The organism is Klebsiella sp. CN_Kp104, assembly GCF_040064515.1.
Taxonomy (GTDB): domain Bacteria; phylum Pseudomonadota; class Gammaproteobacteria; order Enterobacterales; family Enterobacteriaceae; genus Klebsiella; species Klebsiella aerogenes.
Map to the genome: position 1 here is coordinate 128308 of NZ_JBEAII010000001.1, position 23260 is coordinate 151567.

The window sequence follows — 23260 nt, forward strand, 5'->3', positions numbered from 1 at the left end:
TGCCGCGTTCCGTTAGTAAGGGGAAGAAGGTTTTACCTTTTGTAGCGATGGTTGCGGGTTATGCTTGATCAATATCATCTGCTGCAAGACCCTATACAGATGCGCCAGCGATGCGCTGTGCGCGGCATGAGTATATTGAGGAGCGTTATGCGATCGCCTGCCGCATTACCCAAAAGTATTCTGATTGTTGAGCTCGTCGGCATGGCGCTGCTGACGTTGGCCTGGCTGTCATTAAACCAGTATGTTCAGCTGCCTGCGCCGTTTGCCAGCCCGACGGCGGCGCTCATCATGATCTTTGCCGGGATCCTGCTGATGATCCCGGTGGCGATAGCCTTAATGTGGCGAATAGCGAAAATTGTCGCGCCGCAGTTGACCGATAATAAGACCTCATCTTCTACCCCGTCCGAACGAGAAAAACACCATGACGCCGACCATTGATCTGCTGCGTAACCACCGTTCCATCCGCCATTTTACCGACGCGCCGATTAGCGACCAACAGCGTGAGGCGATCATTGCCGGGGCGCAAGGGGCTTCCAGCTCCAGCTTTTTACAATGTACTTCGATTATTCGCATTACCGACCCGCAGATGCGTGAGCAGCTGGTTGAGTTGACCGGCGGCCAGCAGCACGTGGCGCAGGCGGCGGAGTTTTGGGTATTCTGCGCCGATTTCAACCGCCACCTGCAAATTTGCCCGCAAGCGCAGTTGGGGCTGGCTGAACAGCTGCTGCTGGGCGTCGTCGACACCGCGCTAATGGCGCAGAATGCCTTAATCGCCGCGGAATCCCTGGGATTAGGCGGCGTCTATATTGGCGGCCTGCGTAATAACATTGACGCGGTAACCGAGCTGCTGCAGCTGCCGAAACACGTGTTGCCGCTGTTTGGCCTGTGCCTTGGCTGGCCTGCCGACGACCCGCAGGTTAAACCGCGTATTCCGCCTGCGATGCTGGTGCATGAGAATCACTACCAACCGCTTGATCAACAGGTGCTGGCGCAGTATGACGAACAGCTGGCGGACTATTATCTGACGCGCGGCAGCAATACCCGCCGCGATACCTGGAGCGATCATATCCGCCGCACCATCATCAAAGAGAGCCGGCCGTTTATTCTCGATTATTTGCATAAACAGGGCTGGGCAACGCGCTGATTCCCTATACACTTCAACCTGCAAACGCAGAGTGCTGGCCGCCAGTTATTTTCTAAGAGGTGTTGGGTGAAAATCGCTATATTATCCCGGGATGGAACGCTTTATTCTTGCCGCCGCTTGCGTGAAGCCGCGCAAAAACGCGGGCATCAGGTCGAGATCCTCGATCCGCTCTCCTGCTATATGAGCGTCAGCCCGGTTGCCTCCTCGATTCACTACAAAGGGCGACAGTTGCCCCATTTTGATGCAGTCATTCCGCGTATTGGTACGGCGATCACCTATTACGGCACCGCCGCGCTGCGGCAGTTCGAACTGCTGGGCAGCTATCCGCTAAACGAGTCGGTGGCGATTACCCGCGCCCGCGATAAGCTGCGCTCGCTGCAGTTGCTGGCGCGTCAGGGAATCGATCTACCGGTCACCGGTATTGCTCACTCGCCGGACGACACCAGCGATCTGATCGCCATGGTCGGCGGCGCGCCGCTGGTGGTGAAGTTAGTGGAGGGGACGCAGGGGATTGGCGTGGTGCTGGCGGAAACGCGACAGGCGGCGGAAAGCGTGATTGACGCCTTCCGGGGCCTCAATGCGCACATTCTGGTGCAAGAATATATCGCTGAGGCAAAAGGGTGCGATATCCGCTGCCTGGTGGTTGGCGATGAGGTGGTGGCGGCGATTGAACGGCGGGCTAAGGAGGGCGATTTTCGCTCTAACCTGCACCGCGGCGGCGTCGCCACTACGGCCACGCTTAGCGATCAGGAGCGGGAGATGGCGATTAAAGCGGCGCAAACGCTGGGTCTGGACGTGGCAGGCGTGGATATCCTACGCGCCCACCGCGGTCCGCTGGTGATGGAAGTTAACGCCTCGCCGGGGCTGGAAGGGATTGAAACCACCACTCACGTCGATATTGCCGGACGGATGATCGCGTGGATCGAGCGCCAGGCCACGCCTGGATATTGTCTAAAAATGGGAGGGTAGCGTCACTTCGTTATCCTTTCATGGAATGCGACGCATTTTTTGCGTAAGCTATGCGTCGTTTTTTATCCAGCAAGAGGTCACAGGCACTATGGATTCACTGGTCGTTCCGGGTCTTGATACATTACGTCATTGGCTCGACGAGTTAGGCATCAGTTTTTTTGAGTGCGACTCCTGCCAGGCGTTGCACCTGCCGCATATGCAGAATTTCGACGGTATTTTCGATGCCAAAATCGACCTGCTGGACAACGTGGTGTTGTTTTCGGCGCTGGCGGAAGTGAAGCCCTCTGCGCTGCTGCCGCTGTCGGCGGATCTGTCGGCGATTAACGCCAGTTCGCTGACCGTAAAAGCGTTCCTTGATATTCAGGATGATAACCTGCCGAAGCTGGTGGTCTGCCAGGCGCTGCCCGTTGGCGCGGGCGTCACTCTCGAACAGTTTGCCTGGTTCTTCCGCCAGAGCGAAGAGCAGGTCTCGATGGTCATTCTGGAAGCCGGCGCCAATCAACTGCTGTATAAAGCGGAAGAACAGGAAGAAGAGGCCGCAGCCGAAGAAGTGCAATACCATTTTCTGCACTAATTAATAAAAGCAGCCGCTGCGATGGCGGTTGCTTATTTATTCTGTCTCAAACCCGTCTTTAAAGAATTATTCACTGCTGTTTTAGCGCTTCGCTTTTATCTCGTAGACCTTTATTGGCTGGAAATATGATCCAGGGCGTTTTTTTGCCTGGGCTATATCCTCTTATTCTGGCTACAGTTATTCTGGCGAGGCGTCCTTTTGCGGGCAGCCAATCAGGGAGAGGTTTCCTCTCCTTATCTCAGGCAATGAAAAATATGCATGATTCTTGCATGCGTTCAGGTTCGTCTATTGCGTCCGTGAATTAACGGGCCTTGAGAAGGAAACAGAGATATGACCGCCTTGGGTAAAAAATGGTTAACAGGTGTGATTACGGGTGCGCTGATGGCCGTTTCTGCCGGCTCGCTCGCAGCGGAACAAAAAACGCTGCACGTTTATAACTGGTCTGATTATATTGCGCCGGACACGGTCGCCAATTTTGAAAAAGAGACCGGCATTAAAGTGGTGTATGACGTATTTGATTCCAACGAGGTGCTGGAAGGTAAATTAATGGCCGGCAGCACCGGGTTCGATCTGGTGGTGCCGTCGGCAAGCTTCCTTGAACGCCAGCTGGCGGCCGGGGTATTCCAACCGCTGGATAAAAGCAAACTGCCGAACTGGAAAAACCTCGACCCGAAAGTTTTACAACTGGTGGCGCGTCACGATCCCGATAATAAATATGCGATGCCATACATGTGGGCGACCACCGGCATCGGCTATAACGTCGATAAAGTGAAAGCGGCGCTGGGTAAAGACGTACCGTTGAACAGCTGGGATCTGGTGCTTAAGCCGGAAAACCTTGAGAAGCTGAAAAGCTGCGGCGTCTCCTTCCTTGATGCTCCGGAAGAGATTTTCTCGACGGTGCTGAACTATCTCGGCAAAGATCCAAACAGCACCAAAGCCGATGATTACACCGGACCGGCAACCGATCTGCTGCTGAAGCTGCGGCCCAATATCCGTTACTTCCACTCTTCGCAATATATCAATGACCTGGCAAACGGTGATATTTGCGTCGCTATCGGCTGGGCGGGCGATGTCTGGCAGGCGGCGAATCGGGCCAAAGAGGCGAAGAACGGCGTCAATATCTCCTACTTTATTCCGAAAGAGGGGGCGCTGGCCTTCTTTGATGTCTTCGCCATGCCGGCGGATGCCAAAAATAAAGACGAAGCCTATCAGTTCCTGAACTATCTGCTGCGTCCGGAGGTTATTGCGCATATCAGCGATCACGTCTACTACGCTAACGGTAACAAAGAGGCGACGCCGCTGGTCAGCGCCGACATCCGCAACAATCCGGCGATTTACCCGCCAGAGGATGTCTTCGCCAAGCTGTTCACCCTCAAGGTGCAGGATCCGAAGATTGACCGCGTGCGCACCCGCGCGTGGACCAAAGTAAAAAGCGGAAAATAACGCCGTCAGGCCCGGTTCGCCGGGCCTGTAAAGGTCTGACCTGCTGTTCGCTGGCGGACATAGAACTGAAGAATGTATGGCAACCGGGCCATACGGTGATTGTATTTGCCGGAGAGCACCCGAGTGAATGACGCAATGCCCCGCCCACAGGCGAAAGCCCCCAAAGCGCTGACCCCGCTGCTGGAAATCCGTAATTTAACCAAATCCTTCGATGGGCAACACGCCGTCGATGATGTCAACCTCACTATTTATAAAGGCGAAATATTTGCCTTACTGGGCGCGTCCGGCTGCGGGAAATCGACGCTGCTACGTATGCTGGCAGGTTTTGAGTTGCCCACCGCCGGGCAGATTGTGCTGGATGGCGTCGACCTGGCGCGCGTGCCGCCGTATCAGCGGCCGATCAATATGATGTTCCAGTCTTACGCGCTATTTCCCCACATGACGGTGGAGCAAAATATCGCCTTTGGTCTTAAGCAGGACAAGCTACCGAAGGCGGAGATTAACGCCCGCGTCCAGGAGATGCTGGCGTTGGTGCATATGCAGGAGTTCGCCAAACGCAAACCGCACCAGCTCTCCGGCGGGCAGCGTCAGCGCGTGGCGCTGGCGCGAAGCCTGGCGAAGCGGCCGAAACTGCTGCTGCTTGATGAACCGATGGGCGCGTTGGATAAAAAACTGCGCGACCGGATGCAGCTTGAGGTGGTGGATATTCTTGAGCGCGTCGGCGTCACCTGCGTGATGGTCACCCATGACCAGGAAGAGGCGATGACCATGGCAGGCCGTATCGCCATCATGAACCGCGGTAAGTTCGTGCAGATCGGCGAGCCGGAGGAGATCTATGAACATCCGACGACCCGCTATAGCGCCGAGTTTATCGGCTCGGTAAACGTCTTCGAAGGGCTGGTTAAAGAGCGGCTGGAAGATGGCCTGGTACTGAATGCGCCGGGGCTGGTGCATCCGCTGAAAGTCGATCCGGATGCCTCGGTGGTGGATAACGTGCCGGTCTGGGTGGCGCTGCGTCCGGAGAAAATCATGCTCTGCGACGAACCGCCGGCGGACGGCTTTAACTTTGCGGTAGGCGAGGTTATCCATATTGCCTACCTCGGCGATCTGTCTATCTATCATGTCCGTCTGAAAAGCGGGCAGATGATCAGCGCGCAGCTGCAAAATGAGCATCGCCATCGCAAAGGCATGCCGACCTGGGGTGATGAAGTTCGCTTGTGCTGGGATGCCGATAGCTGTGTTGTTCTGACGGTGTAAGGAGAGGACGATGAGCACATTAGAACCTCCAGCCGGCGGCAAAAAGCCCGGCGGTTTTGCCCTGTGGCTGGCGCGCCAGCAGATGGCTCACGGGCGTAAGCTGGTGATTGCGCTGCCGTATCTGTGGTTAATCCTGCTGTTTTTACTGCCATTCCTGATCGTTTTTAAAATCAGTCTGGCCGAAATGGCGCGGGCGATCCCGCCCTATACCGAGTTACTGTCGTGGGCCGACGGTCAACTGACGTTGACGCTCAACCTCGGCAACTTCCTGCAGCTGACCGACGATCCGCTGTACTTTGAGGCTTATCTGCAGTCGCTGCAGGTGGCGGCAATTTCCACCTTTTGCTGTCTGCTATTGGGCTATCCGCTGGCGTGGGCGGTGGCGCATAGCAAGCCGTCGACGCGCAATATCCTGCTGCTGTTGGTGATATTACCTTCGTGGACTTCGTTCCTCATTCGCGTTTACGCCTGGATGGGGCTGCTGAAAAGCAACGGGGTGCTCAATAACTTCCTGTTGTGGCTCGGAGTTATCGATCAACCGCTGGAGATTTTGCATACCAACCTGGCGGTGTACATCGGTATCGTTTACGCCTACCTGCCGTTCATGGTGCTGCCGATTTATACCGCGCTGACGCGTATCGACTATTCGCTGGTGGAAGCGTCGCTGGATCTCGGCGCCAGGCCGTTAAAGACCTTCTTCCAGGTGATTGTTCCGTTAACAAAAGGCGGCATTATCGCCGGCTCGATGCTGGTGTTTATTCCGGCGGTGGGCGAGTTCGTGATCCCGGAACTGCTCGGCGGCCCCGACAGCATTATGATTGGCCGCGTGCTGTGGCAGGAGTTCTTTAATAACCGCGACTGGCCGGTAGCATCGGCGGTGGCGATTGTGATGTTGCTGTTGCTGATCGTGCCGATCATGTGGTTCCACAAGCATCAGCAAAAACAGATGGGGGATCATGGATGAATGACTTACCGGTAGTACGTTCGCCATGGCGGATTCTGATCCTCGTGCTCGGTTTTACCTTCCTGTATGCGCCGATGCTGATGCTGGTTATCTATTCATTTAACAGTTCGAAGCTGGTGACGGTATGGGCAGGGTGGTCGACGCGCTGGTATAGCGAGCTGTTTCATGATGACGCGATGATGAGCGCGGTGGGGTTAAGCCTGACCATTGCCGCCTGCGCGGCGACGGCGGCGGCGATCCTCGGCACGATTGCCGCGGTGGTGCTGGTGCGTTTTGGCCGTTTTCGCGGTTCCAACGGTTTTGCTTTTATGATCACCGCGCCGCTGGTGATGCCCGATGTGATTACCGGGCTGTCGCTGCTGCTGCTGTTTGTCGCGCTGGGGCATTCCATCGGCTGGCCATCGGATCGCGGCATGTTGACGATATGGCTGGCGCATGTCACCTTCTGTACCGCCTACGTGGCGGTGGTGATCTCTTCACGTCTGCGCGAGCTGGACAGGTCAATCGAAGAGGCGGCGATGGATCTTGGCGCCGCGCCGCTGAAGGTATTCTTCGTGATAACCTTGCCGATGATTATGCCCGCGGTCATTTCCGGCTGGCTGCTGGCGTTTACCTTGTCTCTTGATGACCTGGTGATTGCCAGCTTCGTCTCCGGGCCGGGGGCGACGACGCTGCCGATGTTGGTTTTCTCCAGCGTGCGGATGGGCGTTAACCCGGAAATTAACGCCCTGGCGACCTTAATCCTCGGTGTGGTGGGAATTGTCGGTTTTATCGCCTGGTATTTAATGGCTCGCGCAGAAAAGCAGCGAGTGCGCGATATCCAGCGTGCAAGAAGGGGCTGAACCCACTATACCCGTCATACTTCAAGCTGCATGTGCGTTGGCCGCGTTTGTTCACCCCAGTCACTTACTAGAGTAAGCTCCTGGGGATTCACTCACTTGCCGCCTTCCTGCAACTCGAATTATTTAGGGTATAATCTCTGCAATAGAGGTAACATTGGCGCCGCACTCGTGGCGCCGTTTTCATGGATGACTTTACGTTGGGATTGTTTACAAAAACTCGATCGTCTCATGCTCGTCTTAACGTCCCTGCGCTGGTACAGGTGGCGGCCTTTGCTATTATCTTAATTCGCGGTCTTGACCTGTTAATGATCCTCAATCAGCTTGGCCTGCAAGGGATTGCCGATTTTGTCCATCGTAGCGTGCAAACCTGGGCCCTGACGCTGGTGTTTCTGGCGAGCCTGGCGCTGGTGTTTATCGAGATCTGGTGCGCCTTTTCGCTGGTGAAAGGCCGCAACTGGGCGCGCTGGCTCTACCTGCTGACGCAAATTATCGTCATCTCTTATCTGTGGGCGGCCTCGATTGGCTACGGCTATCCAGAACTGTTCAGCGTGGCCGGGGAGTCAAAGCGGGAAATTCTCCATGCGCTGTTTCTGCAGAAGCTGCCGGATCTGCTGGTGCTGGCGCTATTGTTTATCCCTGCGTCGTGCCGACGGTTTTTCCGCTTGCAATAACGGTGATACAATCCCCGCCCCGGTTTTCTTGAAGGTCTTCTTATGCATTGCGCACTTTACGACGCGGGCCGCTGCCGTTCTTGTCAGTGGCTGGAATTGCCATTGACGCAACAGCTCGCCGATAAAATGGCTAACCTGCGCGAACTGCTGGCGGGTCATCCAGCGGCGACATGGCTTGCTCCGGTTTCAGGTCCGGAGACGGCGTTTCGCAACAAAGCGAAAATGGTCGTAAGCGGTAGCGTAGAGCGCCCGCTGCTAGGCATGCTGCATCGTGATGGCACGCCGGAAGATCTCACCGATTGTCCGCTGTATCCGCCGAGTTTTGAACCGGTTTTCGCCGCGCTGAAGCCGTTTATCGCCCGCGCCGGACTCACCCCCTATAACGTTGCCCGCAAGCGCGGCGAACTGAAGTATTTGCTGCTGACAGAAAGCCAGCACGGCGGCATGATGTTGCGTTTCGTTCTGCGCTCTGCGGCAAAGCTTGAACAGTTGCGCGCCGCGCTGCCGTGGTTACAGCAGCAGTTGCCGCAGCTAAAGGTGATTACCGCCAATATTCAGCCCGTGCATATGGCTATCATGGAAGGGGAGCAGGAGATTTTCCTCAGCGATCAACAGGCGCTGGCGGAGAACTTTAACGGCGTACCGCTGTGGATCCGCCCGCAAAGCTTTTTCCAGACCAACCCGACGGTGGCGAGCCAGCTCTATGCTACCGCCCGCGACTGGGTACGCGCGCTGCCGGTCAACCACATGTGGGATCTGTTTTGCGGCGTCGGCGGTTTCGGCCTGCACTGCGCAACCCCGCAGATGCGCCTTACCGGTATCGAAATCGCCCCGGAAGCCATCGCCTGCGCGAAGCAATCCGCGGCCCAATTGGGATTAACCAATCTTCATTTTCAGGCGCTGGATTCCACGCAATTCGCGACGCATGAAGACGATATTCCACAGCTTGTGCTGGTCAACCCGCCGCGGCGCGGCATCGGCGCCGAACTGTGCGATTATCTAAGCCGCATGGCGCCGCCGTATATCATTTATTCGAGCTGTAACGCCCGGACGATGGCCGCAGATATTGATCGTCTGCAGGGCTATCGCCTTGAGCGAGTGCAGTTGTTCGATATGTTTCCACATACCGCGCATTATGAAGTGCTGACGCTGCTGGTTCGTGAAGTTTAAACAAAATGTGAACTCTTTAAGCGGCTGAAATCGGGTAAGCTTTATGAAACGAGCGTGAAATTCGTGGAGCGAATCTGATGAGTAAAAAAATCCTGCTGGTGGAAGATGATGATGATATTGCGGCTTTGTTGCGCCTGAATCTGCAGGATGAAGGGTACCAAATCGAGCACGAGGCGGACGGCGCGCAGGCGCTGCGCCAGCTGGATAACGGCGTCTGGGATGCGGTGATTCTTGACCTGATGTTGCCCAACGTCGACGGGCTGGAGATTTGCCGTCGCATCCGTCAGCAAACGCGCTATCTACCGGTGATTATTATTAGCGCCCGTTCCAGCGAAACCCAGCGCGTGCAGGGGCTGGAAATGGGGGCCGATGATTATCTGGCGAAACCTTTTTCTCTGCTGGAGCTGATTGCCCGGGTGAAGGCGGTTTTCCGCCGTCAGGAAGCGATGGGACAAAATCTCTTGATGGATGCCGGACGTATCGCCTGCCACGGCCTGAATATCGACCCGCTGTCCCGGGAGGTCAGGCTGCGCGGTGAACTGGTTGACCTCACGCCGCGCGAATTCGATCTGCTCTATTACTTTGCCCGCCATCCCGGTGAAGTTTTTTCGCGTCTGGCGCTGCTGGATAGCGTCTGGGGCTATCAGCATGAAGGCTACGAACATACGGTCAACACGCATATTAATCGTCTGCGTACGAAAATAGAGCGCGACCCGGCAGAGCCGGACATTATTCTTACCGTCTGGGGGAAGGGGTATAAATTTGCGCCCTATAGCGCCGGGGCGCAGTCATGATCCGCCGACTCAGCCTCAGCCAGCGGTTATCGTTGGTGTTTATCGCCTTGCTGCTGCTGTGTGCGCTGTCCGTTTGTCTACTCCAGCTCTATAGCAGCGCGCAGTACGGTAACGTCATGGTACAACGGCTTTCAGCCGGTCTGGCGCAGCAGATCGCCGCCCGCGAGCCGCTGCTCAACGCGCGCGGCGAGGTCGATCGCGCGGCGTTGAAACCACTATTCGACCGTCTGATGGTGTTTAACCCAAGCGTCGAGCTGTACCTCGTTTCGCCGGATGGCGAGCTGCTGGCGGATGCCGCGCCGCCGGGGCACATTAAACGCCAGCGCATTGCCATGGCGCCGGTGCAGGCGTTTCTCTCCGGCGGCGCGTGGCCAATTTATGGTGACGATCCGCGCAGCATGGACCAGCAAAAAGTGTTTAGCGCCGCGCCGCTGCGCCTTGACGGCCAGCTACGTGGCTATCTCTACATTATCCTGCAGGGCGAAACTTTTAATGAACTGGCACAAAACGCCTGGCAGAAGACGCTGTGGAGCCTGCTGCTATGGACCCTGCTGCTGGTGGCGCTGTTTGGCCTGTTGGCCGGCGGCCTGGCGTGGTATTGGGTAACACGCCCGGTACGCCAGCTGACGGCGCAGGTGGCAGCCGGAGACAGCGACAGCATTCGAGCAATCAAAGCGCTGGCGGCGCAGGCGCCGGACCCGCATCCCGGAAATGAAGTGGCGCTGCTGCATAACCGCTTTATCGAACTGGCGCAGCAGATCGCCGGGCAATGGGATCGGCTGGCTGATAGCGATCGTCAGCGCCGGGAATTTATTGCCAATATTTCGCATGACCTGCGCACGCCGCTCACTTCGCTGCTGGGATATCTGGAGACGTTATCGCTAAAGGATGATCGCCTGACGGCGCAGGAGCGTAAGCAGTATCTGAATATCGCGCTACGCCAGGGAAATAAAGTTCGTCATCTGTCGCAGCAGCTATTTGAGCTGGCACGCCTTGAACATGGCGGTATTAAGCCGCAGCCGGAAAAGTTTATCCTTGCCGAGCTGATTCAGGACGTGGCGCAAAAATTCGATCTGGCGATTGCCACCCGCGAAATCCGTCTGCGCCTGGAATTGGCGTCAGGCTTGCCTTTGGTTGAGGCAGACCTCTCGATGATGGAGCGGGTATTAACCAATCTGCTGGATAACGCCATTCGCCATACTCCGCACGGGGGCGAAATTCGTCTCTCCTCGCGCCAGCAGGGGGCACAGGTGGTGGTCGAGGTGGCCGATAGCGGCCCGGGCGTCGCCGGTGAGTTACGGGCCAATCTGTTTGAGCGGCCATCGGTACTGGAACCGGGGCAGCAGAGCGCCTCACGGGGCGGGCTGGGGTTGATGATTGTTCGCCGGATGCTGCAACTGCACGGGGGGGAAATTCGCCTGCTGGAAGTACCGGCAGGGGCCTGTTTCCAGTTTACCCTGCCGCTGTGAGGGGGGTCGTTACCGATAGACCCGGCTCAGGCGGCTGCGCCGTAAGCCGGGAAGCGTAGATCTTACTCCGGGAACCACTGGTTGCTAATTTTCTGGTAGGTTCCGTCAGCTTTAATCGCTTTCAGCGCTGCGTTCAGTTTTTCCAGCAGCGCTTTATTATCCGGGCGCACCGCAATGCCGAGGCCGGTACCGAAATACTGCGGATCGGTCACTTTCGGCGTCGCCGCGCCTAACTGCGGGTTGGTCTTCAGCCATTCGTTGACCACCGCGGTATCGCCGAAGACGCCGTCGATACGGCCGTTTTTCAGGTCGATAATGGCATTCTGGTAGCTATCGTAAGCGACGGTTTTGACTTCCGGGTGCTTATCCTGCAGGTATTTCTGGTGCGTGGTGCCGTTTTCCATGCCGATACGCTTACCTTTCAGGTCATCAAAAGAGTGGTACGCGTCTTTTTTGGCGATTACCAGCGCCGAGTTGGCGTAGTACGGGTCAGTAAACGCGACCTGTTTGCTACGCTCAGGCGTGATGTCCATGCCGGAGATCACCGCATCATACTTTTTAAATTTTAGCGCCGGGATCAGGCTGTCGAAAGCGTGGTTGGTAAAAGTACAGTCGGCCTGCATTTGCTTACACAGCGCTTTGGCCAGATCAAGATCGAAACCGACAATCTGGTTATTCGCATCCATGGATTCAAATGGCGGATAGGTCGCGGAAACGCCAAAGCTGATTTTTTCCGCGGCAGCGGCGCCAAAGGCGAAAGAGCTAAGCAGTGCGGCCAGAACTAACTTTTTCATAGTGGGACTCCCGTCGGTCAATCTTATGATGTTGTGCCGGTTTACGGCTGAAGTTCACAATGCCACTAAATGAATTTATATGCAATAAAGTTGTATGTTTATTTTATTGGTTATAAAAAAAACGGGTAAGCATTAGCACTTACCCGTTTCATATATTACTGTTTATGCATTTCGTGATGTTAGTTACGACGTTCGAAGGCCAGCGCTTTTCTTTCCACCAGACGCATCAGCAGCGTCAGCAGGCCGTTCACCACCAGATAAATGATACCGGCTGCGCCGAAGACCATCACGTCATAGGTGCGCCCGTACAGCAGCTGGCCATGACCCATCACTTCCATCAGCGTGATGGTGTAAGCCAGCGAGGTGCTTTTAAAGACCAACACCACTTCGTTCGAGTACGAGGAGAGGGCGCGTTTAAAAGCATACGGTAGCAGAATCGCCAGCGTATCCTTCTTGCTCATCCCCAGCGCGCTGCAGGACTGCCACTGGCCGTCCGGAATGGCGCGGATGGCGCCATAGAACAGCTGGGTGGTATAAGCCGCGCTGTTTAACGACAAAGCGATCAGCGCGCACAGCCAGGGCTCAGAGATCAGATGCCACAGCACCGGGTAATTCTGTAATGACGGGAACTGTCCTGGTCCATAGTAGATCAGGAAGATCTGCACCAGCAGCGGTGTCCCGGTAAACAGGGTGATATAGCCGCGGACGATCCACACCACCACCGGCGTTTTTAACGTCAGCACGATGGTAAAGATCAGCGCCAGGATCAGCGCCACGACGATCGATGCCGCCGTCAGCGTCAGGCTGGTATGCAGCCCTTTCAGCAGTTCGGGTAAGTAATCGAGCATCAACCTGGTCTCCGTTCGAAGCGCGTCGCACGCTGATCAATACGTTTGAGAATGTATTGACTCAACAGGGTGATGACGAGATAAATAGCTGCCGCAATGATGTACCAGTTAAACGGCTCCTGAGTACGGGTAGCAATACTTTTGGTTTGCAGCATCAGATCGTTGACGCTGATAAGGCTGACCAGCGCGGTATCTTTCAGCAGCACCAGCCACTGGTTGCCAAGACCCGGCAGGGCATGGCGCCACATCTGCGGCATCACCAGGCGGAAGAATATCGCCGCCTTCGACAAACCCAGCGCTTGTCCGGACTCCCACTGCCCCTGCGGCACCGCTTTCAAGGCGCCGCGCAGGGTCTGCGAGGCATAGGCGGCATACAGTAGGGAAAGCGCAATGGCGCCGCAGAGGAACGGGCTGACGTCGAAATTCTCAATTTGCATCTGTACCGGAATCTGCACAAACCCAAGATTAAGAGTAAAACCGTCAGACAGCGTCAGCAGCAGCTGTGAGGAACCAAAGTAGATAAACAGCACCACCAGGATTTCCGGTAGGCCGCGTAAAATCGTCACGATGCCGGTCGCCAACCATGCCACAGGGCGCCATTTCACCGACTCCAGCACGGCGAAAAGCATCGCCAGCACCAGGCCAATGACCAGCGCGCAAACGGCAAGGCCGACGGTCATCCCGGCGGCGCTTGCTAATGGAAAAAATTCGTTCATTCAGCGTTACTTCTGGAACCATTTGCTATAGATGGTCTGGTACGTCCCATCTTTCTTCACTTTTTCCAGCGCAGCGTTAAATTTCTGCTGCAGCTCGGTATTGCCCTGACGAACCGCAATGCCGAGGCCGGTACCGAAGTAGTCTTTATCCGTCACTTTATCACCCACCGGCGCCAGCTTCGGATTGCTCTTCAGCCATTCGGTCACTACCGCCGTGTCGCCGAAGACGGCGTCAATGCGGCCGTTTTGCAGATCCAGTTTAGCATTCTGGTAGCTGTCATAAGGAACGGTGGTGATTTCCGGATGCTTATCAGTGATGAATTTCTGATGGGTAGTACCGTTCTGCACGCCAACTTTCTTGCCTTTCAGTTGGTCAATGCCGGTGAACTTGCCCTGCTGGCCGACAAACAGCGCCGAGTTTTCATAATACGGGGTGCTGAACAGCACCTGTTTTTCACGCTCAGGGGTGATATCCATACCGGCCATGACGGCGTCGAAGCGGCGGAATTTCAGTCCTGGGATCAGGCTATCGAAAGCTTGGTTAGTAAAGGTGCAGGTCGCGTCCATCTCTTTACACAGCGCGTTAGCCAGATCGACGTCAAAGCCGACGATTTTGTTGTTGGCGTCTACCAGCTCAAACGGAGGGTAGGAGGCCTCGGTGGCGAAACGGATAGTCTGGGCTGCGGTAGCGGAAAGGCTCATGCCCGCGAGCAGAGCGGCAATCAGTACTTTTTTCATCGTTATTTCCCCGAAAACATCAATGTGAAAGATAGTTTTTAAAGGCGTCGGTTTGCGGATGCGCGAAGCAGTTAGCATCCCCTTGCTCAACGATATGCCCGTTTTCCATATACACCACGCGGCTGGCGGTTTTACGCGCCACTTCCACTTCGTGGGTAACGATAACCTGGGTAATTCCGGTTTCCGCCAGTTCGCGAATGATGCTGACGATCTGGGCGGTAATTTCCGGATCCAACGCGGCGGTGGGTTCATCAAACAGCAGCACCTGCGGCTCCATCATCAGCGCGCGGGCTATCGCTACGCGCTGCTGTTGACCACCTGACAGATGCAGCGGATAGCGGTCGCTGTAAGGTTTAAGGCGTAAACGCTCAAGTAGTTTTTCGGCGCGCGCCAGCGCCTGATCTTTGGTTAAGCCCAGCACGCGGCACGGGGCTTCGATCAGGTTTTGCACCACGGTCAGGTGTGGCCACAGGTTGTACTGCTGGAAGACCATCCCGACATTCTGGCGCAGCTCGCGAATAGCTTTGTCAGACGGCGCTTTGGTGAAGTCGAATTGATTACCGGCGATGTTTAAGGTACCGGAACGCGGCATCTCCAGCAGGTTGAGTACGCGAAGCAGCGAGCTTTTACCGGCGCCGCTTGGGCCGAGGAGCACCAGCGTTTCCCCCTGCGGGCAATCCAGCGTGATGTCGAACAGCGCCTGGTGCGCGCCGTAGAAGCAATTAATGCCGTTTAGTTTAATACTCATCTGGGCAGTCTGATACAAATAGCTATTGAGGCCGCAAATAGTACCTTTGACAGAATAGTTATGCAATATTTATGCGTTAAAAGTTAAATGTAAACCACATTTATCACTAAAGTTAGCACAAAATATGGGTTCGTGTGGTAGGGGGGAACAAATGTCGGCATTACCACACGGAATACCGACATTTTACCGGGGTTATCGTTTCAGCGGGGTGGCTTTAACGCCGAAATTAGCGTTTCTCAAGACTCTGACGCAGCGAGCCGGCCGGAGCGTGGCTGTTTATGCCGAGGTAGCGGACATCGTCAACCGCCCAGCACTGGCCTTCCTGAATCATCAGCACTTCATCTTTCCAGCTCTGAGTTCCCTGTTTTAATTCAACGCGCAGCGGAATATTGCGCGCATCGCGGTTCGGGATGGTTGAGGCGCTGGCGACGTCGGCGCTATCCGCCGGGGTAGAACTGCTGGAGAATGGATTTGATTGCAGCAGCCCGTTACGCGATGGGTCCTGACGAGCGTCGTTCAGCAGTTTAGCCAAATCGTCGCTCAGATACGGGCGCAGCGCGGTGAGATCGTTATTACGATGCTGGATTTGATAATCATAGAACTGCTGCGCTACCTCGTCCGGGCCACCCTCGATGCAGGAACCGCTGCGGGTGCCGTTGTCTTTATAAGCCGGGGTCACGGTGGTACAGGCGCTCAGCGCCAGTGCGCAAGGCAAAACAAGTGCAAGAATGTTGTAGCGCATGATGATTTCCTTATGAACTCACTACGTTGTTAGATTCTGCTAAAGCATAGCGTAAGCGCGACAATTGTACTTGACGCAAAGAGCTAAGACCTTGATGTGACAACGGCCATCGGCTGTCCGCGCCTCTTGCGCGGGCAGCCGGCGCATCAGAACTGATAACTATAGTTGACGCTGGCGAACCACAGGTAAGGATGATCGTAGCTGCCGGCGATGATTTCCGGTGATTTTACGTGGGAAGATTGCATGTGCAGATAAGAGACCGCGACACCGATATTGCTGGCCGGGGTTATCTGGTATTGCGCGCCGGTGGCGAAGCGCCACTCATCGCCGGTTGGCAGGGAGAGCGCGGTGTCGCTTTGCGAATCATAGACCGTACTGTCGAAACCGACGCCGGCGTTCAAACGCCACTGCTCGGTCGGCCGGTACTGCACGCCGACGGCGGTATGCCAGGAGTCCTTCAGGCGGTTATTTTTACTACTTTCGTGACCGGAAACGGTGATTTGCGGGCTGCCGAACTGGCTCCAGTCCTGCCAGCCGAGATCGCCCATCACCGACCACTGTTTATTAATATCGTGGACCATGCTGAGCATGATCTGCTGCGGCGCGCGGACCTGGGCGGAGATAGGCAAATCATACGCAAAGTTCGGTAAATTGGGGAAACGCGCTTTGCCTTTAACGTTAAAGTCATAATCGGTTTTACTGTTCCAGGTAATGCCGGCGCGGGTCTGGTCGGTTAACTGCATCAGCAGACCCAGACGGTAGCTCATCGCCCAGTCATGGTCTTTATCTTTCTCGTCATTACCGTCGACGTTACGCGTCAGCGATAAATAACCATAGTTCAGGTTAGCGGATGCGCCGACAGAGAGACGATCGTTAAGTTTCCACGCCAGCGACGGGCTCAGCGTCATCGCCACCATGGTGCTTTTCTTGATAAGACGATCGCCGGCCCAGTTGCCAAAATCGATGCCTAAACCGTAGTTGCCGTACAAGCCAATCCCGGCATATAAATCATCGTTAATTTTCTGTGCGTAAAAGCCGCTGGCGTTAGGAAACAGATTCATCACGTTACCAGGGCTATTACCGCCGTGGTCGTTATTCATCTGATACGGGATATCGCCGCCCATGACCTGCGCGCCGCCGGTAAACATATGGTCAGGAAGCCGGGTCATGCCGGCTGGGTTGGTGACGATGGTGGAGGCGTCCTGCGCGCGGGCGGCCTGACCTGCCCCTGCCAGGCCGACGTCTTCGGTGCCGATTTCATAAAAATAGAGTGCGCTGGCATGGGTGAAGCCAGAGCAGAGCAACCCAGAAATAAGGAATGCGATTTTTTTCATTTGCCACCTGCGGTAATGTAAAACGCGAGCATATTCTTATGCCCAAAGTATAGAGGACATATCTTTTTTAGCGTCGGATTTATACTGATAGTCCGGGGGATATATTGCGAGTCCGTTAACGGAGTGGATTACCAATTTTAGGCGTTATACGGATTAGCATCCTGATGAAGGCGCATATTTGATATGACTATTAACGAGGGGTAAATGGAAAAAGAGTATAAAAATAAATATTCACAGAGTAATAAGTAAGAAACACTATCACCATACGATGATAATGTTTCTATATCGGCAATAACTAATTATTTCTTCTTATAGATATTCGCGGATACGTGCAGTTTCTTATCGGTGTTACCGGAAGAGAGCACCACAACGTCAGCGCCTTTTTCATCGGCTTTTTTGATCAGTTCTTCGCGCGCATCGCTTGGCGCAGTTTGTCCGGTAGAGGAGATGGTGCCAATTTTTTGGTATTGACCCTCTACCTTAGCGAAATCTTCTTTGCTCAGAATTTCTGCAGAAAACGCGTTCGCGGTTAAAAACAATGCTGCACCTGCCACTAAAGCTGCATATTTCATATTATTAATCTCCATTGTTTATCTTGCTATCATCATGCTCTTGTTTTAACTAACCAATGAGCGCCATCAGATTGAATCAAGCCCGTCTTTTTTTCAAGCGAAATGCTGCATTTTTATGACCTAAAATTAACGATTTTTTAAAGAAAAGATGACAGGGTTCTCATTGATAATGCTTGCTTTTTTTTGCGTAATAGACGTTGTCGGAGCCTAAGACCATTTTCATCTGTCGTTAGCTGAAAATGACGTTAAGCGGCGAGGGGCTGAAGCGGCCAGCAACAGACATTCCGGGGTTGATGGTTTATCATAAAGAGAAAGACACAGCGGGCAGCTCAACTGCTTGTCCAGTCGCTAAAAAAGGAGTAGCTATGCCGACCGAACAACGGCTGGATCCGCGCCAGGATCGAGCAATGCTGTGGGCCAATCGCGAAAATGTGCAAAAACATGCACTGTCGCGCAGCATGCCGTGGTTAGCGTTCGTCAATATCGCCTTTGCCTTGATGGTCATCTTCCGCAACGTTCTGTTCACCGAGTTCGATCATCAGAGCTTGACTCACCAGGATATTATTCCTTATCTGGAGATGGCGCTTGGGGCCATTATCGTTTTCTCGCTGGCGCTTTGCATGATGGTTATCTCCGGGCGGATATTAAGCGGTATTTATGCCACAAAAGTGATTTCCGCTATTTTGTTGATTCTCAGTTTATGCTGGTCGGTGAGTAGTTACTGCTTCATCATTTTATGGTCGCTGCCGTTCGCGTGGCCGCTGCTGGTTATTTTAATGACCACCGGTCTTGCCGCGCTCTATTATTTTCCGGTGGGCCTCGTGGCTTACCTTGTTCCTTTATGGGGTATTTCATTACTCGCTGGCGTGCAAATACATCATGGTGTCGATTTACGTTTTCTGATTCTGTGGGGAATATGCACCGCCATTATGATTTATGGCCGGCAGATATTACAGCGCTGGTATGACGAGGCCTGGAAAACCCATCAGGAGAACATGCAACTGATTAATCGGTTGGAAAACATGGCGAATCAGGATGCCTTGACGGCGACCGCCAACCGCCGGGCGCTGGACAATTTTTTAGCGCAGGCCTGGGAACGTAAAGAGCCGCTGGCGCTGATCATCCTCGATGTCGACTTTTTTAAACGTTATAACGATCACTACGGTCACCAGGCGGGAGATTACTGCCTCTCCTGCATCGCCTCCGTGCTGAAAATGTCGGTACGCGCGCAGGAGGATATGGTGGCGCGCTATGGCGGCGAGGAGTTTGTGATTGTCCTGCCGCTGCAATCATTAGATAGCGCCACGGCGGTGGCGCAGCGGATCCAACAGAAGATTCGCGAAGCGGCGCTGCCGCATGCCAAATCCGATGCCGGGCCGCTAGTGACGGTCAGTATGGGTATTGTCGCCTCGGACGGGCGCGTCCCGGCGTCAGAGTTAATCGCGCAGGCGGATGCTGCGCTGTATAAAGCCAAGCAAGAAGGACGTAATCGATGGTCTTATTAGCAAAGCGCATTATCCAGCTTGCGCTTGCCGCTTTGCTGCTGGCAGGCTGTGCGCAGGAGCAGGGTATTGTCGACAAACAGGGTTATCAGTTGGATACCCGTCATCCGGCGCAGGCGGCCTATCCGCGTATTAAAGTCCTGGTCATTCACTATACCGCCGATAACTTTGATGTCTCGCTGGCGACCCTGACCGATAAAGAGGTTAGTTCGCACTATTTAATCCCCGAGCAGCCGCCTCTGCACCACGGTAAACCGCGTATCTGGCAACTGGTGCCGGAGGAAGATTTAGCCTGGCACGCCGGTATCAGCTTCTGGCGCGGCAGCACGCGTATCAACGATACCTCTATTGGTATTGAGCTGGAAAATCGCGGCTGGCAAAAAAACGGCGATATAAAAAGTTTTACCCCATTTAATCCGACGCAAATTGACGCGCTTATCCCGCTGGCGAAAGATATCATCGCCCGCTATCACATTCAGCCGCAAAATGTCGTGGCTCATGCCGATATCGCGCCGCAGCGCAAGGACGACCCTGGCCCGCTGTTCCCGTGGCGGGCGCTGGCGCAGCAGGGAATTGGCGCCTGGCCTGATGATTCACGCGTCGCCTTTTATTTGCAAGGGCGTCCAGGCTGGCAGCCAGTTGATAGCGGAGAATTGTTAGACCTGCTGTCGCGCTACGGCTATCAGGTCACCCCGGAGATGACCCCGGCGCAGCAAAAACGGGTGATTATGGCCTTCCAGATGCACTTCAGGCCGGCACGCTGGGACGGCGTGGCCGATGCGCAAACGCAGGCGATCGCCGAAGCGTTGCTGGAAAAATATGGACAAGGATGATGGAGTAATAAAATGAACAAGGATGTATTGCGTCTTGCGCTGGCGGCGATGTGTTTTACCTCTGTAGCTTCCGCACAAAGTTATTCCTGCAAGTATTTAGCGAAAATCAGCGCAGAAGAGGAGACCCTGGTGAATTGCGCCAGTTGGGTTGATGGAGAGCCGCGGTTTTCCCCGCGCTTATCTCGGCTTGCGTTGTCTGCTAATGGCCTTTACCAGCTGTATATCAGTTCTGCTGAGTGGCCAGGTAGTGGGCGCTATTACTTACTTAACGATCGCAGTGAGGCGCTGTCTTTGCTGCCGTTTGATAATGGCGGCGATGAATTTGCTGAAGGACTGGTGCGTTCTCGCCAGCAGGGTAAGGTCGGTTTTTATAATGCACAGCTTCAGGCGGTAATTATCCCGCAGTTTGACTTCGCCTGGCCGTTTAAAGAAGGGAAAGCGCTGGTCTGTAACGGTTGCAATACACGGCGTGATGGCGAGCATACGTCGATGATTGGCGGGCAGTGGTTTTATATCGATAAATCAGGCGCGCGTATTTCGCCTATTGGCAGCAAACCGGGTGACTTGCTGCCTTAAGCGTCGGTTTTAATCGTGCAGTTTACCGTGGTCTTTTAACCACGCGGCGGTGCGGGTAACCCCCTCATCGAGGGTAACGATCGGCTGATAGCCAAGTTCCTGCTGAGCGCGGCTGATATCGAGGGTAAAGTCGAAATTGAGCTTCGAAACGCCGTAATGGGTGAAAGCGGGTTCTTTTGCCGATTTATTGCCGAAATGCTCCATGCTGCGGGCAATAATATCCAACATCGGATAGGGCACCGAGCGGATTCGGCACTTGATGCCCAGCTCGTCGATGAGCTTCTGCACGATACTGCGCAGCGTCCGCGGCTCGCCGTTGCTGATATTCCACGCCCGCGCGGAAGGTAAGTGGTCGCACTGCGGCTGACTGGCCAACCACATCGCATGCACCGCGTTTTCGTAGTAAGTCATGTCCACCAGCGCGTTACCGCCGCGCGGCAAGAGCACGCTGCCGTAGTGGCGCATCATCTGCACCATTCGCGGAATAAAGACCTTATCATGCGGCCCAAACAGGCTTTGCGGGCGCAAAATCGTAAAGCGGGTATGCGGGTTCGCCTGCGCCAGCAGGTTGATAACCTCTTCGCTGGCCGCCTTGCTGCGGGCGAATTCATTGGCGAAGCGGTGTGGGCGGAAATCTTCCTGAATATCGCGATGGTGGTGATAATCGAAATAGAGCGAAGGCGATGAAATATGGACGAAATTGCGTACGCCCCAGGCAACGGACCATTCGCCAAGGCGGCGCGTTGCGCGAACGTTAGCTAAATCGAAGGCTTGCTGGGTACCCCACGGCGAGGTAAAGCTGGAACAGTGCCATAGCGTATCAATACCGGCCAGCATCACTTTAGCCTGCGAAGAGACCAGTTCGGTTAGATCGGCAGGAATAAACTCCGCGCCCATTTTGCTCAGAAGCTTACCCATCGCTTCGTTGCGCCCGGTCGCTCGCACGCTGATGCCCTTGTTGCGCAGATATTCCACCGCATTACGGCCTAATCCGCTGGTCGCACCGGTAACCAGTACCTTCATATCAATCTACTGTCCCAGAAAAGAATTTCGTGCGCATTTTTCCGTGATTCTCCCGAGTATGCAATGAGAATCATGAAAGAATAACGCTTAATCTTCGTTTTTGCCTGTGATTTGCTCGGCCTGGCGGGCGATGCGTCGCGCCATGCCGCGAAAAATAAACAGATGCGCCGGGATCATCAGTAGCCAGTAGAACAGGCCGGGCATGCCGTGCGGATGCCACCAGGCGCGAACGTCCAGTTCACGATGGTCGCCTTTATCGCTAATGGTAAAGCTTAAACGACCAAGACCGGGGGCTTTCATGCCAAACAATAGGGTTAGCTGTTGTTCTTCTTCCACAATAATCACTTTCCAACTGTCGACCGTATCGCCAGTTTGCAGATAATCATGCTGCGGCCGCCCTTTGGCTAAACGATGGCCGACCAGCAGATCCATGGCGCCGCGGATTTTCCACAGAATGTTGCCGAAGAAATAACCCTCTTTGCCGCCGATTTGGTTCACCACTCGCCATAGCGCCTTACGGCTTGCCTGGGTGCTAACGGTGCAGCCAGCCTGCTTTGGGTAGTAGCCATACTCCGGCCGCCAGCGGGCGAAAGCCTGAGCGTCGTAGCCCCAATCGCTGGAGTTCACCAGCTGTTCTTCTTCTTTCAAAGTACGACGCACCGCCTGATCGAAGGGAATCAAGGTTTGCGGGATCAGCGCGCGCAGCGAACGATCGTCGGCGATCAGATCGTGCTTGAGACCCTGAATCAGCGCTTTAGCGATGGTGGGGGGCACCGAGGTGATAACGTTCAGGAACCACACCGAAATCCAGCGGGTCGGAAAGGGGATAGGGATCAACAGGCGATGCTTGCCGCTGACCGCCATAAAATGGGTGAACTGCTGCTGATAGCTGAGAATATCCGGGCCGGCGGCCTCGAAGACGCGGTGCTCGCGAGCCGGATGATTAAGTAACTCCACCAGATAGTAGAGCAGGTTTTCCAGCGCGATGGGGGTTGTGCGTGAGCGTACCCAGCGCGGCGGCGTCAACACCGGCAGGTTGTAAACCATGTCGCGCATCACTTCAAAAGCGGCAGATCCGGCGCCGACGATGATACCCGCCCGTAACTCGGTAACGGGGATCCCTGACTCGCGTAGGACATCGGCCGTCACCTGACGGGCGCGCAGATGGTCGGACTGCTCCTGTGCCGGAGCCTGCAGCGAGCTGAGAAATATCACCTGGCGCACCGGCGTCTGACGTAAGGCATCGCGCACGTTAACGGCGACCCGACGTTCATGGGCGATGAAATCGCCGCCTTCCCCCATGCCATGCACCAGATAGTAAAGGGTATCGACCCCGCGAAGCAGTGCCGGGAGATCCTGCGGCTGATTGAGGTCGATAGCGTGGCAGGTGACGCCGGGAAGATCGAGCTTCTGCAGCCTGTCGATATGGCGTGCCGCCGCCAACACCGGATAACCTCGTGCGCTTAATTCGCGCACCAGATGCTGGCCAATATAGCCGCTGGCGCCAAGCACCAGAATAGATTGCGACACGCCTGAC

The 23260-nt window shown here is 55.0% G+C and carries 25 protein-coding genes; 15 read left to right on the top strand and 10 right to left on the bottom strand.

Annotation, left to right across the window (positions count from 1 at the left end; genetic code table 11):
• Positions 1-147: 147 nt before the first annotated feature.
• From ABLU80_RS00620 to ABLU80_RS00675, 12 genes are all read left to right on the top strand, one after another.
• Positions 148-438: a YbjC family protein gene (locus ABLU80_RS00620; RefSeq protein ID WP_047076934.1), complete on the top strand. Its 291-nt coding sequence runs from the start codon at positions 148-150 to the stop codon at positions 436-438.
• Complete coding sequence (gene nfsA, locus ABLU80_RS00625) at positions 422-1144, top strand: nitroreductase NfsA (RefSeq protein WP_015704853.1); 723 nt, start codon at positions 422-424, stop codon at positions 1142-1144. The genes ABLU80_RS00620 and nfsA overlap by 17 nt, the downstream gene beginning before the upstream one ends.
• 66 nt (positions 1145-1210) lie before the next feature.
• Entirely contained in the window at positions 1211-2113 is a 903-nt protein-coding gene (rimK, locus tag ABLU80_RS00630; protein WP_015367529.1) for a 30S ribosomal protein S6--L-glutamate ligase, read from the top strand.
• 88 nt (positions 2114-2201) lie between these two features.
• Positions 2202-2687: a YbjN domain-containing protein gene (locus tag ABLU80_RS00635; protein ID WP_015367528.1), complete on the top strand. Its 486-nt coding sequence runs from the start codon at positions 2202-2204 to the stop codon at positions 2685-2687.
• 330 nt (positions 2688-3017) lie between these two features.
• A complete protein-coding gene (potF, locus tag ABLU80_RS00640; protein ID WP_032711260.1) occupies positions 3018-4130 on the top strand; it encodes a spermidine/putrescine ABC transporter substrate-binding protein PotF in 1113 nt (370 codons plus the stop codon).
• A gap of 123 nt (positions 4131-4253) precedes the next feature.
• Entirely contained in the window at positions 4254-5387 is a 1134-nt protein-coding gene (gene potG / locus ABLU80_RS00645) for a putrescine ABC transporter ATP-binding subunit PotG (RefSeq protein ID WP_015367526.1), read from the top strand.
• Positions 5388-5397: 10 nt separating this feature from the next.
• The gene (gene potH / locus ABLU80_RS00650; protein WP_015367525.1) at positions 5398-6351 is read left to right on the top strand and encodes a putrescine ABC transporter permease PotH; all 954 of its coding nucleotides are present in this window, start codon (positions 5398-5400) and stop codon (positions 6349-6351) included.
• On the top strand, positions 6348-7193 hold the full coding sequence (gene potI, locus ABLU80_RS00655) for a putrescine ABC transporter permease PotI (protein WP_015367524.1): 846 nt from the start codon (positions 6348-6350) through the stop codon (positions 7191-7193). Before potH ends, potI begins: the two co-directional genes overlap by 4 nt.
• Before the next feature lie 182 nt (positions 7194-7375).
• Positions 7376-7864: a YbjO family protein gene (locus tag ABLU80_RS00660; RefSeq protein ID WP_063445670.1), complete on the top strand. Its 489-nt coding sequence runs from the start codon at positions 7376-7378 to the stop codon at positions 7862-7864.
• Positions 7865-7906: 42 nt separating this feature from the next.
• Positions 7907-9034 carry a 23S rRNA (uracil(747)-C(5))-methyltransferase RlmC gene (rlmC, locus tag ABLU80_RS00665; RefSeq protein WP_015704856.1) on the top strand — a complete coding sequence of 376 codons (1128 nt, stop codon included), beginning with the start codon at positions 7907-7909 and terminating at the stop codon, positions 9032-9034.
• A gap of 77 nt (positions 9035-9111) precedes the next feature.
• Complete coding sequence (locus ABLU80_RS00670; protein ID WP_045386679.1) at positions 9112-9828, top strand: response regulator transcription factor; 717 nt, start codon at positions 9112-9114, stop codon at positions 9826-9828.
• Positions 9825-11297, top strand: coding sequence for a sensor histidine kinase (locus ABLU80_RS00675; protein WP_015704858.1), 1473 nt, complete (start codon positions 9825-9827; stop codon positions 11295-11297). The genes ABLU80_RS00670 and ABLU80_RS00675 overlap by 4 nt, the downstream gene beginning before the upstream one ends.
• A 62-nt stretch (positions 11298-11359) precedes the next feature.
• Here ABLU80_RS00675 and artJ read toward each other — a convergent pair whose 3' ends face one another.
• The 8 genes from artJ to yahO form a co-directional block, all read right to left on the bottom strand.
• Entirely contained in the window at positions 11360-12091 is a 732-nt protein-coding gene (gene artJ, locus ABLU80_RS00680) for an arginine ABC transporter substrate-binding protein ArtJ (protein WP_015367519.1), read from the bottom strand.
• A gap of 179 nt (positions 12092-12270) precedes the next feature.
• Positions 12271-12939, bottom strand: a complete 669-nt coding sequence (gene artM / locus ABLU80_RS00685) for an arginine ABC transporter permease ArtM (RefSeq protein WP_015704859.1) — start codon at positions 12937-12939, stop codon at positions 12271-12273.
• Positions 12939-13655, bottom strand: a complete 717-nt coding sequence (artQ, locus tag ABLU80_RS00690; RefSeq protein ID WP_015367517.1) for an arginine ABC transporter permease ArtQ — start codon at positions 13653-13655, stop codon at positions 12939-12941. The genes artM and artQ overlap by 1 nt, the downstream gene beginning before the upstream one ends.
• Before the next feature lie 6 nt (positions 13656-13661).
• Positions 13662-14393, bottom strand: a complete 732-nt coding sequence (gene artI / locus ABLU80_RS00695; RefSeq protein ID WP_015367516.1) for an arginine ABC transporter substrate-binding protein ArtI — start codon at positions 14391-14393, stop codon at positions 13662-13664.
• 19 nt (positions 14394-14412) lie between these two features.
• Positions 14413-15141: an arginine ABC transporter ATP-binding protein ArtP gene (gene artP / locus ABLU80_RS00700; RefSeq protein WP_015367515.1), complete on the bottom strand. Its 729-nt coding sequence runs from the start codon at positions 15139-15141 to the stop codon at positions 14413-14415.
• Positions 15142-15367: 226 nt separating this feature from the next.
• Positions 15368-15883, bottom strand: a complete 516-nt coding sequence (locus ABLU80_RS00705; RefSeq protein WP_015704860.1) for a lipoprotein — start codon at positions 15881-15883, stop codon at positions 15368-15370.
• A 146-nt stretch (positions 15884-16029) separates the two neighbouring features.
• Complete coding sequence (locus tag ABLU80_RS00710; RefSeq protein WP_047036377.1) at positions 16030-17217, bottom strand: outer membrane protein transport protein; 1188 nt, start codon at positions 17215-17217, stop codon at positions 16030-16032.
• 299 nt (positions 17218-17516) lie between these two features.
• Entirely contained in the window at positions 17517-17789 is a 273-nt protein-coding gene (yahO, locus tag ABLU80_RS00715; RefSeq protein WP_020079275.1) for a DUF1471 family periplasmic protein YahO, read from the bottom strand.
• A 365-nt stretch (positions 17790-18154) separates the two neighbouring features.
• Here yahO and ABLU80_RS00720 point away from each other — a divergent pair, with 365 nt between their 5' ends.
• The 3 genes from ABLU80_RS00720 to ABLU80_RS00730 are packed head-to-tail and all read left to right on the top strand — an operon-like array spanning position 18155 to position 20700.
• A complete protein-coding gene (locus ABLU80_RS00720; RefSeq protein ID WP_015367511.1) occupies positions 18155-19294 on the top strand; it encodes a GGDEF domain-containing protein in 1140 nt (379 codons plus the stop codon).
• Positions 19282-20124, top strand: a complete 843-nt coding sequence (locus ABLU80_RS00725) for an N-acetylmuramoyl-L-alanine amidase (protein ID WP_015367510.1) — start codon at positions 19282-19284, stop codon at positions 20122-20124. The genes ABLU80_RS00720 and ABLU80_RS00725 overlap by 13 nt, the downstream gene beginning before the upstream one ends.
• 12 nt (positions 20125-20136) lie before the next feature.
• Complete coding sequence (locus ABLU80_RS00730) at positions 20137-20700, top strand: WG repeat-containing protein (RefSeq protein WP_015367509.1); 564 nt, start codon at positions 20137-20139, stop codon at positions 20698-20700.
• Between the two features lie 9 nt (positions 20701-20709).
• Here the strand turns inward: ABLU80_RS00730 and ABLU80_RS00735 are convergent, their stop codons facing one another.
• Together ABLU80_RS00735 and ABLU80_RS00740 are read right to left on the bottom strand one after the other, a co-directional pair.
• Positions 20710-21723 carry an NAD(P)-dependent oxidoreductase gene (locus tag ABLU80_RS00735; RefSeq protein WP_015367508.1) on the bottom strand — a complete coding sequence of 338 codons (1014 nt, stop codon included), beginning with the start codon at positions 21721-21723 and terminating at the stop codon, positions 20710-20712.
• Positions 21724-21810: 87 nt separating this feature from the next.
• Complete coding sequence (locus ABLU80_RS00740; RefSeq protein WP_020079273.1) at positions 21811-23253, bottom strand: SDR family oxidoreductase; 1443 nt, start codon at positions 23251-23253, stop codon at positions 21811-21813.
• Positions 23254-23260 lie beyond the last annotated feature (7 nt).

Coding starts and splice junctions, on each gene's coding strand:
- artJ (WP_015367519.1), bottom strand. CDS start 12,091: ATGAAAAAGTTAGTTCTGGCCGCACTGCTTAGCTCTTTCGCCTTTGGC.
- ABLU80_RS00730 (WP_015367509.1), top strand. CDS start 20,137: ATGAACAAGGATGTATTGCGTCTTGCGCTGGCGGCGATGTGTTTTACC.
- ABLU80_RS00705 (WP_015704860.1), bottom strand. CDS start 15,883: ATGCGCTACAACATTCTTGCACTTGTTTTGCCTTGCGCACTGGCGCTG.
- ABLU80_RS00660 (WP_063445670.1), top strand. CDS start 7,376: ATGGATGACTTTACGTTGGGATTGTTTACAAAAACTCGATCGTCTCAT.
- potF (WP_032711260.1), top strand. CDS start 3,018: ATGACCGCCTTGGGTAAAAAATGGTTAACAGGTGTGATTACGGGTGCG.
- artM (WP_015704859.1), bottom strand. CDS start 12,939: ATGCTCGATTACTTACCCGAACTGCTGAAAGGGCTGCATACCAGCCTG.
- artI (WP_015367516.1), bottom strand. CDS start 14,393: ATGAAAAAAGTACTGATTGCCGCTCTGCTCGCGGGCATGAGCCTTTCC.
- potH (WP_015367525.1), top strand. CDS start 5,398: ATGAGCACATTAGAACCTCCAGCCGGCGGCAAAAAGCCCGGCGGTTTT.
- ABLU80_RS00720 (WP_015367511.1), top strand. CDS start 18,155: ATGCCGACCGAACAACGGCTGGATCCGCGCCAGGATCGAGCAATGCTG.
- ABLU80_RS00670 (WP_045386679.1), top strand. CDS start 9,112: ATGAGTAAAAAAATCCTGCTGGTGGAAGATGATGATGATATTGCGGCT.
- nfsA (WP_015704853.1), top strand. CDS start 422: ATGACGCCGACCATTGATCTGCTGCGTAACCACCGTTCCATCCGCCAT.
- ABLU80_RS00725 (WP_015367510.1), top strand. CDS start 19,282: ATGGTCTTATTAGCAAAGCGCATTATCCAGCTTGCGCTTGCCGCTTTG.
- artQ (WP_015367517.1), bottom strand. CDS start 13,655: ATGAACGAATTTTTTCCATTAGCAAGCGCCGCCGGGATGACCGTCGGC.
- ABLU80_RS00675 (WP_015704858.1), top strand. CDS start 9,825: ATGATCCGCCGACTCAGCCTCAGCCAGCGGTTATCGTTGGTGTTTATC.
- yahO (WP_020079275.1), bottom strand. CDS start 17,789: ATGAAATATGCAGCTTTAGTGGCAGGTGCAGCATTGTTTTTAACCGCG.
- potI (WP_015367524.1), top strand. CDS start 6,348: ATGAATGACTTACCGGTAGTACGTTCGCCATGGCGGATTCTGATCCTC.
- ABLU80_RS00735 (WP_015367508.1), bottom strand. CDS start 21,723: ATGAAGGTACTGGTTACCGGTGCGACCAGCGGATTAGGCCGTAATGCG.
- rlmC (WP_015704856.1), top strand. CDS start 7,907: ATGCATTGCGCACTTTACGACGCGGGCCGCTGCCGTTCTTGTCAGTGG.
- artP (WP_015367515.1), bottom strand. CDS start 15,141: ATGAGTATTAAACTAAACGGCATTAATTGCTTCTACGGCGCGCACCAG.
- ABLU80_RS00710 (WP_047036377.1), bottom strand. CDS start 17,217: ATGAAAAAAATCGCATTCCTTATTTCTGGGTTGCTCTGCTCTGGCTTC.
- ABLU80_RS00635 (WP_015367528.1), top strand. CDS start 2,202: ATGGATTCACTGGTCGTTCCGGGTCTTGATACATTACGTCATTGGCTC.
- ABLU80_RS00620 (WP_047076934.1), top strand. CDS start 148: ATGCGATCGCCTGCCGCATTACCCAAAAGTATTCTGATTGTTGAGCTC.